A 14,848-nucleotide genomic window follows, 5' to 3' on the forward strand; every position below is an offset into this window, starting at 1 on the left:
GTGAATCCACTTTGGCCAGTGATTTCAGCAGCTTCTCCGGCGAGCTTGCGGCGCCCACCGGAGCTTTGGCGAGCAAGTCCCTATGCCGTAAGAGGAATTCGCATCGACAGTCGAAGGCCTTCAACACCGCGAGATGTATCGTACTCGCCCTGCAATTGCATTCTGACGACGCGGTCGAGCAGTTCCGTTCCGAAGCCCGGCTGCGCCGCCGGCTCGGGAGGAGGTCCGCCGCTCTCGATCCAGGTCAGCTGCACGTGCCGCGACGGCCTCTCATCTGATGTCTGCCCGTCGGCGCCGGCGGCGGGAGTCGGATCCGCAAGGATCCGCCACTCGACCGAAAGTCGCCCCGCAGGGGCGCTCAACGCCCCATGCTTGACGGCGTTGGTCGTCAACTCGTGCACGGCCATGCCGAACGGAACTGCGGTCTCGGACGACAAGGTCACCGCCGGTCCTTCGAGACTGATCCTCTGGCGGGGCTCCAGCTCATCATAGGGAGCCAGCTCGTTCCGAAGGATCGTGCGGAGATCGGCCGTCTGGCGGACGCTGTCGGTCAGGGTCGTGTGCGTCATGGCGAGCGAATTGATGCGCGCGGAGAAGATCTCGACGAAGTCTTTGACGCTGTCGGTCGAGCGGCCGGTCAACCGCAGGACCGCCTTGACCGTGGCAAGCACGTTCTTGACGCGGTGATTGAGCTCGCGGATCAGGAGCTTCTGGCGTTCCTCCGCCCGTTTTCGACCCTCGATCTCCGTCTGCGCGGCTTCGTAGAGGCGGGCATTGTCCAGTGCAACGGCCGCCTGCGCCGCAACCCCCACCGCGAGTTGCTCCTGCCGCTCGCGGAACTGTCCCGTCTCCGGATGGCCGAGCAGAATCGCACCATGGACCTCTCCGGAGCGGCTGACGACCGGAACGGCCAGGTAGCTGCGGACCGGAAGGTGGCCGGCCGGCATACCGCCGCCGGCCGCGTCGCCGACGATTTTGCCGCCATAGCGCGGGTCGCGAAGGATATCGTCCGAGCGCACGATCTTGCGCTGGTTGAAGGTGGGGGCGAAGATCTCGGTATCGCGAGGATCGGCCAAGGCGGCGAAGTCCGCCGCGGATGCGCCAGACAGAACATGCAGCCGAAGCCGCTCTCCGCCAGGGCCGGTCTTGAGATAGAAGAAGGCTCCGTAGGCGGCGCCGGACAGATCTCTCGCCGCACCGACCACCGCATTGACGACCGCTTCGCCGTCGAGTTCGGCTGCAATCAGCCGGCCCGTGGCGTTCAGCTTGTCGAGGAGCCGGGTCTGCTCGGCAAGCTCCGCCGTCCGCGCCGCGACCGCCTCGTTCAAGGCGCGCCGCGAACGCTCCTCGGAGCGACCTAGCCGCCGCGCGAAGACCGTCAGCACACCAAGAGCGACGAGCCCGATCACGGAGAACGGGGCATAGGCCAGCATGGCCTCGACCCAGTCGTTCATCATCGCCGACTGCGACTGCGTCACGCGAATGAAGATCGGCAGGCTCGCAACACGCCGGTAGGACCCGAACCGATCGCCGTCGCTGCTGTGAAAGGAGTAGAGGCCGTGTTGCGGATTCCTCACCAGGGCCGCCGAGAAGGAAGCGACATCGTTGAGAAGCTGCGAGCGTGTCGGGTAGGACGCCAGGATCGACATGTCGTCCTTTCGGACCAGCGAAACCCGCATGCCCGGCGCCAGCGTGAGACGCGTCCAGAAGTCGTTGAAATAGTCGATATTGACGGTGGCGATTGCGACACCCTCGAAGCCGCCGGCCGCATCGTCGATGCGGCGTGACACCATGAAGGTCTCCAGCCCGCTGACGCGACCGATCGTCACCTCCCCGACGAAGAGGCCCCTTCCCTGCTGCACCTGTGCCTTGAAGGCGCTCCGATCTCCAGCGTGGGATTTTGGCGCCGGGAAGGCAAAGCTCGTCTGACGCAGGTCGCCTGCCGCGTCGAGGAGCCAAAGATCGGTGATGTAGGGAATGTCGTCACGAATCGCCCGCAGCCGTTCGAACAGTTGGCGGGAGCCCTGCGCCTCGTCCCATGTCCTTTCGCCGAGCGTTGCCGCCGCCTTACCGAGCGCGAGGTCGGCGACCTTGAAGATCTGCTCCGCGTGCTCGCTGACGAAGAAGGCCGTGTTCGCCGTCTCACTCTGCGTCCGGTCGACGATCTGAAGCCAGCTGACACGGGCGAACAGCCCTGTCAGGAACAGGACGCAGCACAGGCCGCAAATGCTGAAGATCCCGAGCGCCCGGGCAAAACGGGAGGACGACTGCACAGGGCGGTCAGCGCCGGCCGAAGCACGCTGTGCGATCTTGTCTTCGCGGTCGAGCAGCACGGGCCGCCATACTCTTTCGCCATTGACGAGCGCGATCCCGCAGAGTGTGTCAGCCGTTTCCACAGCTTGGCCGCCGCACACGGCTAGCCGGTCCGCCGTCACACACACGAATCGCGTGTGCGCACCATAGCCGAAGCTGTTTCAATCCACGACCGAGGCGGACCCTGATCGTTCCATGGCTGCGACGCGGCCGATCAGGTCCAAATACGGGGCTGGGTCGAAGGAGCTTTCCTGGATCCGGCCTGTGGAACGGCATCGAAGACTTGCCCGCCACCAGCAGAAACGCGGGAGCCGGGCCGATCCTGCGACGAAAGGATGAGATCAGTGTGCCGCTTGGACGGCTTTCGCCCCTGGCTCCTTCGCCAGCGCGATCACGTCGGCGGGCGAGAAATAGAGATCGACCTTCTCCCCCGGCACCGGCGGCGGCGCAGCCGGCGAATTGAACGTGTCGGCGAGCAGCGTGCCGCCGGCGGAGGAGAGCCTGAGGCGCACGACCGAACCGAGGAAGCTCGTATCTTCGACGCGGCAAGTGAGGCGATTGATCCGCTCCGCTGTCTGCTCGAGCTTCACCGCTTCCGGTCGCAGCGCCAGCGTCACCGGGGTTCCCGGTTCGCAGCGTGAGGGCTCGGCTAGCGTGATCGGGCAATCTCCGACAGCGACCGTGTGGTCGGACCCAGCAACGCCGTCGACGAGGCTCAGCGTGCCGACGAAGCCGGCGACGAAACGCGTCGCCGGGCGATTGTAGATCTCGTAGGGCGTACCGATCTGGTCGGCCCGTCCGGCATTCATGACGACGACTCGATCGGAGATCGACAGCGCCTCCTCCTGGTCGTGCGTTACGAAGATGGTGGTGATGCCGAGCCGCTGCTGGATCTGGCGGATCTCCTCGCGCAGCGAGGTGCGGATCTTGGCGTCCAGCGCCGACAGCGGCTCGTCGAGCAGCAGCACCCGGGGCTGCGGCGCGAGTGCGCGAGCAAGTGCCACGCGCTGCTGCTGGCCGCCCGACATCTGGTAGGGATAGCGGTCGGCGAGATGCGACAGCCCGATCAGCGACAGCATCTCCTCGACGCGCGTGCGGATCTGCGCCTTCCCCGCTCCAGTAATCTTCAAGCCGAAGGCGACGTTGTTGAAGACGTTCATATTGGGAAACAGCGCATAGGCCTGGAAGACCATGCCGATCCGTCGCCTGTTGGCAGGCCGGTTCGTCACGTCGTCGCCGTCGATCACGATCGAACCGGAGGACGGCATCTCGAAGCCGGCGACCATGCGCAGGACCGTGGTCTTGCCACAGCCCGACGGGCCGAGCAGCGAGATGAACTCGCCCTTGCGGATCGACAGGTCGAATTTCTTCACGACGGTGTTGGCGCCAAAGCTCTTGCTGACGGCGTCGATCCTCAGAAAGCTCATGGCGTAACCCTCCTGGCTGACTTGATGGCCGGTCTTGGAAGAAGTCGCCGGCCCGGCTTCCTGGCGGCGAAAAGCTGCATCAGCACCATGCAGGCCCAGATGAGGGCGAAGGACATGATGGCGAGCGCCGCCGGCTCATAGGCGCGGTCCTGGCCGATCTGGACGAGATAGGGACCGAAGGCCGGCCTGTTGAGAAGGCTTGCGATGACGAATTCGCCGAACGAGATGGAAAATGTCAGGAAGGCGCCGGAGACGATCGCGGCGCGGACATTCGGGAAGATCACGCCGGCAATGGTGCGAAGCCGGGACGCCCCGAGGCTCTCGGCGGCCTCGGTCAGGGTCGTGATGTCGATCGCCGCCATGCCGTTGTCGACCGACCGATACATGTAGGGAAGCGACAGGACGACGTAGCCGGCCACGAGCAGGACGTTTGTGCCGGTGTTGCTCATCGTGAACGGCAGGATCGAATCAGACCCGAACAGCCGGATATAGCCGAAGACCAGGACGACCGGCGGGATGATCAGCGGCATCAGGCTGATGAACTCGACCAGCGGCCGCAGCCGGGGCAGCTTCAGCCGCACCCAATAGGCCGTTGGAACGACGATCAGGATGCCGACCACGATCGCCGCGAGCGAGGCGACCGCCGAGAAGCTGACCGTGGCGAAGAAGACCTCGCTGTTGAAGACCGACCGGTAGGCCTCGAAGCTCCACGTTCCGCGGATCATCTGCAGCGAGAACTGGAAGGTCGCATAGAGCGGGATCAGGAAGTAGGAGGCCGTCAGGGCGACGATCAGCGTCGACAGAAGCGGGAACGACTTCTTCACTTGTGCCACCTCTCGGCGCGGGTGCGCAGGATCAGGTAGATCGTGTTCGATACCGCCATGATCACGACCATGCCGACCGCGAGCGCATAGCCGAGATTGGGATTGTAGAGCACGTTGCCCTGGATCTGCTGGAACAGGACGATCGGCACCACCGCGAAGCGCGAACCGGTCAACGCATAGACGGTGGCAAGCGTGCCGAAAGCGTTGGCGAAGAGCAGGAGGAAACAACCGAGGATCGAAGGCGTCAGCACCGGGAGCGCCACCTTCTGCCAGTACTGGCCCCGGCTGGCGCCGAGGATTTCCGCCGCCTCGCGCCATTCCTGCTTCAGCCCGTCGAGCGCCGGCGCCACGATCAACAGCATCAGCGGCATCTGGAAATAGAGATAGGTGAGCGCGACGCCCCAAAAGGAGAACAGGTTGAAGCCCGCGCCGTAGAGATTGAAGCCGAAGACGTCGCGCAGCACCACGGTCACGAGCCCGATGCGGCCGAGCGTCGCGATGAAGGCGAAGGCGAGCGGAATGCCCGCGAAGTTGGACGCGACGCCCGAGAACGTCATGAAGACCGGCCGGATCCAGCGCGGCAACCCGCCGAGGATCACCGCATAGCCAAGGAGGACGCCGGTGACTGTGCCGAGCAGCGCCGAGACGAGGCTAAGCCGGATCGACAGCGAGTAGGCCGCCATGATGTTCGGCGTCGTCAGCTCGGCGAAGTTGCGGAGCGTGAATTCTCCGGCGGAATTCTGGAATGCGCCGGTGATCAGATAGAGGATCGGCAGGAACAGAAACAGAAGGGCGAACAGGAAGAACGGCAGGAGTCCCAGCCAGCTTCCGCCCAGTCCGCGCACGATACTGGGAAACAAGCCGGGAAAGATCGGTCGCGTTTCCTCTCGTGCCACTGTCTCCTCGGTCGTCATCGCGTCCCGATTCCCCTTCCTGCCGAAACATGGAACGGACGCCGGCGGCAGGCCGGCGTCCGAATGATCGCTTTCGGGCGAGGCTTACTGCGCACCCATTTCCTTGCCCCAGCTGTCGGCGACGACCGCCTTGGCCGCCGACTGTTCGTCGAGGGTCGGGAAGATCGCCTTGGCATAGGCCTCGGGCGCCGGCATGTTCGCCAGAAGATCCTGCGGGATCTTCTTGTTGGCGGCGAGGTCGTTGAAGCGGATCGGGTGGCAATAGCCCTTCAGCCAGCCAAGCTGGCCTTCGTCCGAATAGAGATACTCCATCCAGAGCTTCGCCGCGTTCGGATGCGGCGCATAGGCCGAGATCGCCTGGACATAGACGCCGGCGATCACCGAGTCGGAGGGGATGACGACATCCATCGGCGGGTTGCCGGCGAGCTTGTCGCGCATCGCGAGGACGTTGTAGTCCCAGTCGAACAGGATCGGCGTCGTGCCCTGCGCCATGTTCTGGGCCGAGCCGTTCACCGGCACGAAATTGCCGTTCTCCTTGAGGTCCTTGAAGAAGGCGATGCCCTTCTCGGCCGCCTCGGCACCGTCCTTGGCGCCTTCGGCAACGCCGGCGCCATAGACCGTCATCATCGTCGAATTGCCGGTGCGCGGATCACCGGGAATGGCGACGGAATTGGCGTATTTGGAATCCTTCAGATCGGCGAAGCTCTGCGGCACCTCCTGGACGATGTCCTTGTTCACGCCCATGGCGAGGACGCCGTAATAGTCGCCGTACCAGTAGCCCTCGGGATCCTTGGCGGAATCCGGGATCGAATCCCAGGTCGAGACCTTATAGGGAGCGAGCAGGCCGTCTTTCTTGGCGGCCGGACCGAAGGACAGGCCGACATCGATGACATCGGGCGCCTGCGGGCCGGTATTGCCCTTGTTGGCCTTGATTGCCTCGATCTCGTCGCCGGAACCGGCGTTCGGGTTGAGTTCGTTGACGGTGAGACCATACTTCTTCTTGAAGCCTTCGATCACGTCGCCATAACCGCACCAGTCATGCGGAAGCGCGATGGTGGTCAGTTGGCCTTCCTTCTTGGCGGCCGCCACGAGTTCGTCCATGGACATGGAGTCGGCGGCCCGGGCCTGCACCAGGCAGGTCGAGAACGACAGGACCGCAGCGAGAGCCACAGTGCGCTTACGAAGCTTGATCATTGGAAAAACCTCTCGGGGCCGGTTGCCGATTGCGGCAACGGCGCGAATGAACTCGTCTCCACAGGAGCGTCGGCCACCTAGCACCGGTCGATGACAGTTGCGTGTCGTCACCATTCGGCCCCGAGCATGGCTGGAGCAGCGGATCTCCCGGTTCTTCCAATGCCGGCTCTGATAGCGCGACTTCTCGATTGTCCGGAGCCAGGAGTCGCACCCTCTTCCGGCCCCACAGGCGGCACGTCTTCCTCGATGATCTGCAGACGGTCATAGGACCGATTTCTCAGCCTGCAATTGTTCCCGGCTTGCCTGTCAAGCAAGCTTGACGTAGCGTTCGTACACCCTCGCGGTCGGGCATCCGGCGCGGGGCCGGCCGGAGCACGATGGGGCTGCTCCCAACGACTTCATCGTGCTTCGGCATTCTCGCCCGTTGGTTCGTCGCTGGCCGTCCATCCGGCGAGGCGAACCGGGTCCGTTGCTTCATGCGCAGCCGTATGACGTCCGCCACTCCTGACCCGACGAACCTCGTTCTCGTCGGCGGCGGCCACGCCCATCTCTTCGTGCTGCGCGCCTTCGGCCTCGACCCGCTGCCGGGTGTCCGTCTGACACTGATCGCCAAGGAAGCGCATGCGGCCTATTCCGGCATGCTGCCGGGCGTCCTCGCCGGCACCTATCGACCGGAGGACGGGCAGATCGATCTCGCCCGGCTCGCCGACTTCGCCGGCGCGGCGTTCGTTCACGACGAGGCGTTAACGCTCGACCGCGAGGCGCGCGCGGTGGTCACGCGGGAAGGTGCGCGCTTTCCGTATGACATCCTGTCGATCGACGTCGGCATCGTGCCGGACGTCGCGGCGATCGAGGGCGCGCGCGAAAATGCCCTGCTCGTGAAGCCGATTTCGCGGCTCCTGAGCAGGTGGCAGGATGAGGCGGGCCGGGATCGGGGAGATGCGGCTCCAAGCGGCGCTGTCGTCATCGGCGGCGGGCCGGCCGGGTTCGAACTCGCCTTCGCGCTCAGGCGACGCTTCTCTGGCCTCAGCCCCTCACGAGGGAATCGACAGACAGCTCTTACGCTTGTCTCCGGGCCTCACCTCCTCTCCGGCCTGCCGAAACGCGCGCGGCACCTGGCACGTCGCGCCCTTGCGGAAGCGGATATCGCTCTGGTCGAGGGACCGCCGGCAAAGGCCGTTGCACGCGACCGGGTCGAACTTGAGGACGAGCGCAGCCTGGCGAGCAGCCTCACCCTCGTTGCGACCGCGGCCCGCCCGCCCGCGTTTCTGCGCGAATCGGGTCTGGCGGTCGACGAAAAGGGATATCTCAAGGTCTCGCCGACGCTTCAAGTCGAGGGCTCGCCGACGGTCTTTGCCGCGGGCGACTGCGTGACGCTGCTCGGTCAGGAGCGGCCGAAGGCCGGCGTCTTCGCCGTCCGCGAAGGAGCGGTCCTCGCGGACAATCTTCGGCGGGCCTTGACCGGGCGAAACCTCCGGCACTACCGCGCCCAGAGTCGATTCCTCGTGATTCTGACGCTCGGCAATGGCGAGGCGATCGCCGCGCGCAACGGCGTTGCCATCCGCTCTCGCCTCGCCTGGTGGTGGAAGGACAGGATCGACCGGAGCTTCGTGCACCAGTTCGGCGGCGGCCTGCCGGAGCGCCCCCCTGAGGATGCGTCCTGACGCGCGCGAGGCCCCGCCATCTCGTCACGGCAGGCACGAGAGTTGCTGCTTTATGGCAGTACGTCGGACGAGCCGGCAAAACTGACATTCGTCAGCGCGGCTGGACGCTGTACGCGCTCCCGGCACGGCGATAAGGATGATCGCGCCACCGTTTCTGTCGCAGTGGCGTCCTGGCCTCTCCTTCTGTCGCGTGCAGCGCCTTCCATGACCGTTTCCACCATCGTCGTCCTCGTCGCATCGCTCGTGACATTCGGTGCGCTCGCCCGCCCGGTCGCGGACTGGCTGCGCCTGCCTGTCTCGATCATCCTGGCGCTCGGCGGCGCGACGCTCGGCTTCGCCTGTCTTTATTCGATCGCCCATCCCGGCACGCTTCTGCCGACCGAATTCGCCACGGTGATCGCCGACCTGCCGATCGGGTCGAGCCTGTTTCTCTACGTCTTCCTGCCGACGCTCATCTTCCAGGCTTCGCTCGAAGTCGACGTTCACCGCGTCCGCGAGGATCTCATCCCGATCGTACTCCTCGCACTCGTTGCGGTCGTCGTTGCGACTTTCGGCGTCGCGGCGGCACTGTGGCCCTTCTCGGGCATGCCGCTCGTCGCCTGCCTCCTCCTTGCATCGCTGATCGCCACCACCGACCCCGTCGCCGTCATCGCCATCTTCAAGGATGTCGGCGCACCCGAGCGCCTGACGCGTCTCGTCGAGGGCGAAAGCCTGTTCAACGACGCTGCGGCGATCTCGCTCTTCCTGCTCTTTTCCGCCTCGCTGATCGCACCGGCGAGCGTCACGACGTCGCGCATCGTCTCCGACCTTCTCCTCCTGCCGATCGGCGGCGCGGTCGTCGGCTTCCTTGCGGCGCAGCTCACGATCCAGCTCCTGGCGTTGATCGGCGAAGACCGGGTCACTGCCGTCTCGCTGAGCCTCGCCCTGCCCTATCTCGCCTTCTGGGTCTGCGAACAAGTGTTCGACGTTTCCGGCGTCATCGCCGTCGCGAGCGCGGGCGTCACCCTCGCCTCGCTTGCGCCCGGCCGCGTGACGAACGGCACCTGGCGCTACCTGTGCACCAGCTGGGAGCAGCTCGCTTCCTGGTCGTCGATCCTGATCTTTGTCCTCGCCTCGCTGCTGGTGCCGCGGCTGATCTCGGACATCGACCCCTACGACTTCGTCCTGCTCGCCATCGTCTTCCTTGCCGCGATCGGCACCAGGGCGCTGATCCTCTTCGTGCTGCTGCCGGTCTTGACGCGGGTCGGCCTGCGCTCGCCGCCGGTCCCGCTCAGATACCGGGTCGTCGTGCTGTGGGGCGGCCTGCGCGGCTCGGTGACGCTGGCGCTGGCGCTGGCGGTGACCGAGAATGCGGCGGTGCCGCGCGATATCGCGGCTTTCGTCGCGACGCTCGCCACCGGGTTCACGCTCGTGACGCTGTTCGTCCAGGGCACGACCCTGCGCCTCCTCATCCAGTCGCTCGGCCTCAACCGACTGAGCGGCGTGGACCGCGCGGTTCGCGACATCGCCCTCAATTTCGCTGCCGGCCGGGTGGCGAAGGTCACCGGCGAAATGGCCGGCCGGTTCGAGAACCGGAGGGGCCCCGGAGAGCCGGCGGCGCCCGTCGCCGCGTCCGAATCCGGCATGGCGGAACGCCCGGGCGGCGGGGCGGACGCCGCAGGCCTTCCCGAAGCCGAGAAGGTGTCGATCGCGCTGGTCTCTCTCAGCGCGCAGGAGCGCGAATGCGTGCTCGACCATTTCGCCAGGGGCACGGTTGCGCCGGCGATCGCCCGCCGGCTCGCAAGCGAAACCAAGCGGCGCCTCGATCTCGCCCGGCAGGCAGGCCTGGACGGCTATCGCGCCTCCGTCGCCCAGGAAACCGAACTCGCCCCCGGCGATCACCTTGCCTATTCGGCGCAGCGCCGGCTCGGCATCAGCCGACCGCTTGCGGCGCGCCTCGCGACCCGCTTCGAGACGCTGATCGAGACCGACCTCGTCCTGACCGAGCTCGTCCGCTTCGTCGGCGCGGAGCTGAAGCCGGTGCTCGGCGCCGCGACGGCGGATCTCGTAGTCTCCGCACTCGCCGAGCGCGCTGCCCGGATCGAGCGGGAACTCGCCGCGGTGCGTCTGCAATTTCCAGCCTATGTCGCCGAACTCGAGAGGGGCTTCGTCGAACGGTCGGCGCGGGCACGCGAGGCGCAGGAGATCTCGAGGTTGCGGATGTCCGGCCTGATCAGCCTGGAGGTCGAGCGCGACCTTCTGGCGGGCCTTGCGGAACGCGAGCGCAGGTCGCGCCGGCGCCCGGCCCTCGATCTCGAACTCGACACGATGGTGCTGATCGAGCGCAGCGATCTCTTCGCTCACCTGTCCGTAGCTCATCGGGCGAACCTTGCCCGGATGACGCGGCCCGTCTTCGCCGCGCCGGGGATGCGGATTATCGCCCGGGGAGACGTGGGCACCGAGGCCTATTTCATCGCGTCGGGCGCGGTGGAGATCGACACCGGCTCGGGCATCCATCGCCTCGGCCGCGGCGACGTCGTCGGTGAGATGGCGCTTCTGTTCGACATGCGGCGTCAGGCGGACGTCGTTGCGATCGCCTATTGCAGCCTTTTGCGGCTGTCGGTGTCGGACTTCCGGCGCTTCCTCGCGCTCGACCCCAAGATGCGGGCGACGATCGAGACGATCGCGCGTCAGCGCCTCGGGGCGAATGCGGCCAGCGCCGCCGGTTCGCCGACGCGCAGTTCCGAAGATCCTCTGTCCGCGGACTCGATGAACCCGACGCAATCAGCGCCGGCCATCAGCTGAAGGCCGGCGTCCGGTCCCCGTGTTCAGACTGGTCAGTCGGCGGCAGGCGAGGAGATGTTGCGAAGCGGCGGCTCGGCGCCCTGCGTCTTCTCGACATGGCCGCCGAAGCCCTTGCGCATGGCGGACAGGATGCGGTCGGCGAAGCTGTGCTCCTGGCGGGAGCGGAAGCGCTCATAGAGCGCAGCGGACAAGACGTTCGCGGGCACGGCTTCCTCGATCGCCGCATTGATCGTCCAGCGTCCCTCGCCGGAATCCGAGACATAGCCGGAGAAATCTCCGAGGCCCGGATCTTCCACCAGTGCAGCGGCGGTCAGGTCGAGCAGCCAGGACGTCACAACGCTGCCGCGGCGCCACACCTCCGCCACTTCGGCGACGTCGATCTCGAGCCGCTCATGCGCAGGCAGATTGTCGCTGGCGGCGTTCTTCAGGATGTCGAAGCCCTCGGCATAGGCCTGCATCAGCCCATATTCGATGCCGTTGTGGACCATCTTGACGAAGTGGCCGGCGCCGTTGCCCCCGGCGTGGATGTAGCCTTCCTCGGACCGCGCTCCCGCACCCGTCCGGCCCGGTGTTCGCGGCACATCTCCGCGACCGGGCGCCAGGGCCTCGAAGATCGGATCCAGATGGTCCACGACCGATTTCTCGCCGCCGATCATCATGCAGTAGCCGCGCTCGAAGCCCCAGATGCCGCCGCTGGTTCCGACGTCCACATAGGAGATGCCGCGCTCTGACAGTTCGCCGGCGCGGCGGATGTCGTCCTTCCAGAAGCTGTTGCCGCCGTCGATCAGCATGTCGCCCGGGCTGAGGAGATCGGCGAGCTCCTGGACCGTCGCCTCGGTGATCTCGCCTGCCGGCAGCATGATCCAGATGGCGCGCGGACTGTCGAGCTTGGTCACCATGTCCGCAAGGTCGGAAGCGCCCGTCGCGCCAGCCGAGCCGAGTTCCGTCACCGCTTCCGAACGTCGGTCGTAGACGACCGTCTCGTGGCCGCGGCTGATCAGCCTGCGCGCGATGTTTCCGCCCATCCGGCCAAGACCCACGATTCCGATCCGCATCGCTCGTTCCTTTCGCATTCGCCGCGACTTGCCGCGCCTGCGAAGAGGATAGGGCCATCTTTCGAAAGATCAGGGCCGCGGCGGAGACGCAAGGCGCCGGAAGTCCTCAGTCGCGACGCGGACCCGACCGTCGACGGCCCCGGCGGACGGATTTTCCGCCTGCCGGGGCCGCACAGCGAATGGAGCCGGCGAACCGGTCGCGGGCGCCCGGCCCACGACCGGACGACCGCGTCTTGCGGTCAGGCGGCAGCCTTCTGGTTGACCGCTTCACCCGCCAGCTTCGACAGAAGCGCGTCGGTTTTCTTTTCTTCTTCGAGCGTTTCCTGCAGCAGCTTGGCCGCATCCTTCATGCCGAGCTTGTTCGCCCAGTTGATGAGGGTGCCGTAGCGGGCGATTTCATAGTGCTCGATCGCCTGCGCCGACGAGATCAGTCCTGCGTCGAGGGCGACGGAGCCCTTGAACTCGTCCATGATCTCCTTGCCTTCCTCGATCAGGCCCTGCATCGCCTCGCAGGGCTTGCCCTGGGCACGCTTGCCGACCATCTCGAAGACCTGTTCCAGCCGCTGGACCTGGTGATCGGTTTCTTCGCGATGCGTCTCGAAGGCATTGCGCAGGTCGTCGGTCGTGGCGGATTTCGCCATCTTGGTCAGACCGCGCAGAATCTGCTTCTCGGCGTGATACACGTCCTTGAGAGTGTCGAGGAAGAGGTCGTCGAGGGTCTTTTCGGCCTTGGCCATGGGATGTCTCCGTCGATTGGGCGAGCGCCGTCCTGCGGCGCGGCGACATGCGGCGCCGGCAGCGCTCGCCGGTGAAAAACTGTCTGTTCGGATCGTGCCCGCGCCGGGCGGAAACCGCCTCATGCGAGTCCGCTCAATAAGCTGTGAGCGGACGGACAGTTCCTTTAGAACCAGTCGGCTAACGAGATTCTTTTAGCTGACTCATGGTTTTCACAGACAGAGGAAGACGGAGTGGTCTTGCCGAAGACCAGCCGGGCCCGTGGACGAAGTATGGACGCGACAGGCTCCGCCGTGTTCTCGGGCGTATGGGGCGCCGTTACATGCGAAACAGGCCGAAGCGCGTCTCCTCTATCGGCGCGTTCAAAGAAGCGGCGAGTGACAGAGCGAGGATCTCGCGGCTCCTGGCGGGATGGACGATGCCGTCGTCCCAGAGCCGCGCTGAGGCGTAGAGCGGATGCGACTGCCGCTCGAACATCTCGATGGTCGGGCGCTTGAACTCCGCCTCCGACTCCTGCGACCAGGTCTCGCCCTTCCGCTCGATGCCGGCCCGCCGCACCGTCGCCAGGACCCCGGCCGCCTGCTCGCCGCCCATGACGCCGATGCGGCTGTTCGGCCAGGTCCACAGGAAGCGGGGCGAATAGGCCCGGCCGGCCATGCCGTAATTGCCGGCGCCGTAGGAGCCGCCGATCAGCATGGTGATCTTCGGACAGGCCGTCGTCGAGACGGCCGTGACCAGCTTCGCCCCGTTCTTGGCGATGCCTCCCGCCTCATAGGCTCTGCCGACCATGAATCCGGTGATGTTCTGGAGAAAGACCAGCGGGATCCTGCGCTGCGAGCAGAGTTCGACGAAATGCGCGCCCTTCACTGCGCTTTCGGAGAAGAGGACACCGTTATTGGCGAGGATGCCCACGGGGATCCCATGGACATGCGCGAAGCCGCAGACGAGCGTCTGCCCGTACCGCGCCTTGAACTCGTCGAAGCGCGAGCCGTCGACCAGCCGGGCGATGACCTCCCGCACGTCATAGGGCGTCTTGGCGTCCGCCGGCACGATGCCGAGGATCTCCGCGGGGTCATAGGCCGGCTCTTCCGGTGTTTCGAGCACCATCTGCGCGGGTTTTCGCGTGTTGAGGTTCGCAACCACCCGCCGCGCGATCTCCAGGGCGTGGAGGTCGTCATTCGCCAGATGGTCCGCGACACCTGAGAGGCGGGTGTGGACGTCGCCGCCGCCGAGATCTTCGGCGGTGACCACCTCCCCCGTCGCCGCCTTCACGAGCGGCGGCCCGGCAAGGAAGATCGTGCCCTGCTCCTTTACGATGACGGTCTCGTCGCTCATCGCCGGCACATAGGCGCCGCCGGCCGTGCAGGAGCCCATGACCACCGCGATCTGAGCGATGCCGTCCGCACTCATCCGCGCCTGATTGTAGAAGATGCGGCCGAAATGCTCGCGGTCCGGAAAGACCTCGTCCTGATTCGGCAGATTGGCTCCGCCGCTGTCGACGAGATAGACGCAAGGCAGCCGGTTTTCCGCCGCGATCTCCTGCGCGCGAAGATGCTTCTTGACGGTCACCGGGTAGTAGGTGCCGCCTTTCACCGTCGCGTCATTGGCAAGGATCATGACGTCGCGCCCCGACACCCGCCCGATTCCGGCGATCGCGCCGGCCGCCGGAACCTCGCCGCCATAAAGGCCGTACGCGGCGAAGAGCCCGACCTCGAGAAACGGCGAACCGGGATCGAGAAGCTGCTGGACCCGGTCCCGCGGCAGGAGCTTGCCGCGCTTCACATGACGGTCGCGCGCCGCAGCTCCGCCGCCTTCGAGCGCGGCGGCAGCGACCGCCTCGACGGTCTCGATCTGCCGCAGCATCGCCGCCCGGTTTTCGGCAAAGGCCTCCGAACGAGGCGAAATGGCGGAGGTCAGGACCGGCATCAGCTCCTCCGG

10 protein-coding genes are annotated in these 14,848 nt (G+C 66.0%); 2 read left to right on the forward strand and 8 right to left on the reverse strand.

All coding sequences use genetic code 11. The annotated features are described in order from the left end of the window. Nucleotides 1-80: 80 nt before the first annotated feature. From LH400_RS26330 to LH400_RS09010, 5 genes are all read right to left on the reverse strand, one after another. Complete coding sequence (locus tag LH400_RS26330) at nucleotides 81-2,396, reverse strand: HWE histidine kinase domain-containing protein (protein ID WP_229152335.1); 2,316 nt, start codon at nucleotides 2,394-2,396, stop codon at nucleotides 81-83. Between the two features lie 258 nt (nucleotides 2,397-2,654). Beyond that, nucleotides 2,655-3,740 carry an ABC transporter ATP-binding protein gene (locus tag LH400_RS08995; protein ID WP_229152336.1) on the reverse strand — a complete coding sequence of 362 codons (1,086 nt, stop codon included), beginning with the start codon at nucleotides 3,738-3,740 and terminating at the stop codon, nucleotides 2,655-2,657. Further along, a complete protein-coding gene (locus tag LH400_RS09000) occupies nucleotides 3,737-4,564 on the reverse strand; it encodes an ABC transporter permease (protein ID WP_229152337.1) in 828 nt (275 codons plus the stop codon). The genes LH400_RS08995 and LH400_RS09000 overlap by 4 nt, the downstream gene beginning before the upstream one ends. Further along, entirely contained in the window at nucleotides 4,561-5,478 is a 918-nt protein-coding gene (locus LH400_RS09005) for an ABC transporter permease (protein ID WP_229152338.1), read from the reverse strand. Before LH400_RS09005 ends, LH400_RS09000 begins: the two co-directional genes overlap by 4 nt. Before the next feature lie 84 nt (nucleotides 5,479-5,562). After that, entirely contained in the window at nucleotides 5,563-6,672 is a 1,110-nt protein-coding gene (locus LH400_RS09010; RefSeq protein ID WP_229152339.1) for an ABC transporter substrate-binding protein, read from the reverse strand. Nucleotides 6,673-7,148: 476 nt separating this feature from the next. Between LH400_RS09010 and LH400_RS09015 the strand changes: the two genes are divergently transcribed. After that, the gene (locus tag LH400_RS09015) at nucleotides 7,149-8,336 is read left to right on the forward strand and encodes an FAD-dependent oxidoreductase (protein ID WP_229152340.1); all 1,188 of its coding nucleotides are present in this window, start codon (nucleotides 7,149-7,151) and stop codon (nucleotides 8,334-8,336) included. Between the two features lie 204 nt (nucleotides 8,337-8,540). Then, nucleotides 8,541-11,120: a cation:proton antiporter gene (locus LH400_RS09020; RefSeq protein WP_229152341.1), complete on the forward strand. Its 2,580-nt coding sequence runs from the start codon at nucleotides 8,541-8,543 to the stop codon at nucleotides 11,118-11,120. A gap of 32 nt (nucleotides 11,121-11,152) precedes the next feature. Here the strand turns inward: LH400_RS09020 and gnd are convergent, their stop codons facing one another. From gnd to LH400_RS09035, 3 genes are all read right to left on the reverse strand, one after another. Continuing rightward, complete coding sequence (gene gnd, locus LH400_RS09025) at nucleotides 11,153-12,193, reverse strand: phosphogluconate dehydrogenase (NAD(+)-dependent, decarboxylating) (RefSeq protein WP_255616933.1); 1,041 nt, start codon at nucleotides 12,191-12,193, stop codon at nucleotides 11,153-11,155. A gap of 221 nt (nucleotides 12,194-12,414) precedes the next feature. Continuing rightward, complete coding sequence (locus LH400_RS09030) at nucleotides 12,415-12,912, reverse strand: YciE/YciF ferroxidase family protein (protein WP_229152343.1); 498 nt, start codon at nucleotides 12,910-12,912, stop codon at nucleotides 12,415-12,417. Between the two features lie 316 nt (nucleotides 12,913-13,228). After that, entirely contained in the window at nucleotides 13,229-14,836 is a 1,608-nt protein-coding gene (locus LH400_RS09035) for a carboxyl transferase domain-containing protein (RefSeq protein ID WP_229152344.1), read from the reverse strand. Nucleotides 14,837-14,848 lie beyond the last annotated feature (12 nt).

The organism is Jiella soli, assembly GCF_020615385.1.
Lineage (GTDB): Bacteria > Pseudomonadota > Alphaproteobacteria > Rhizobiales > Rhizobiaceae > VKMB-3413.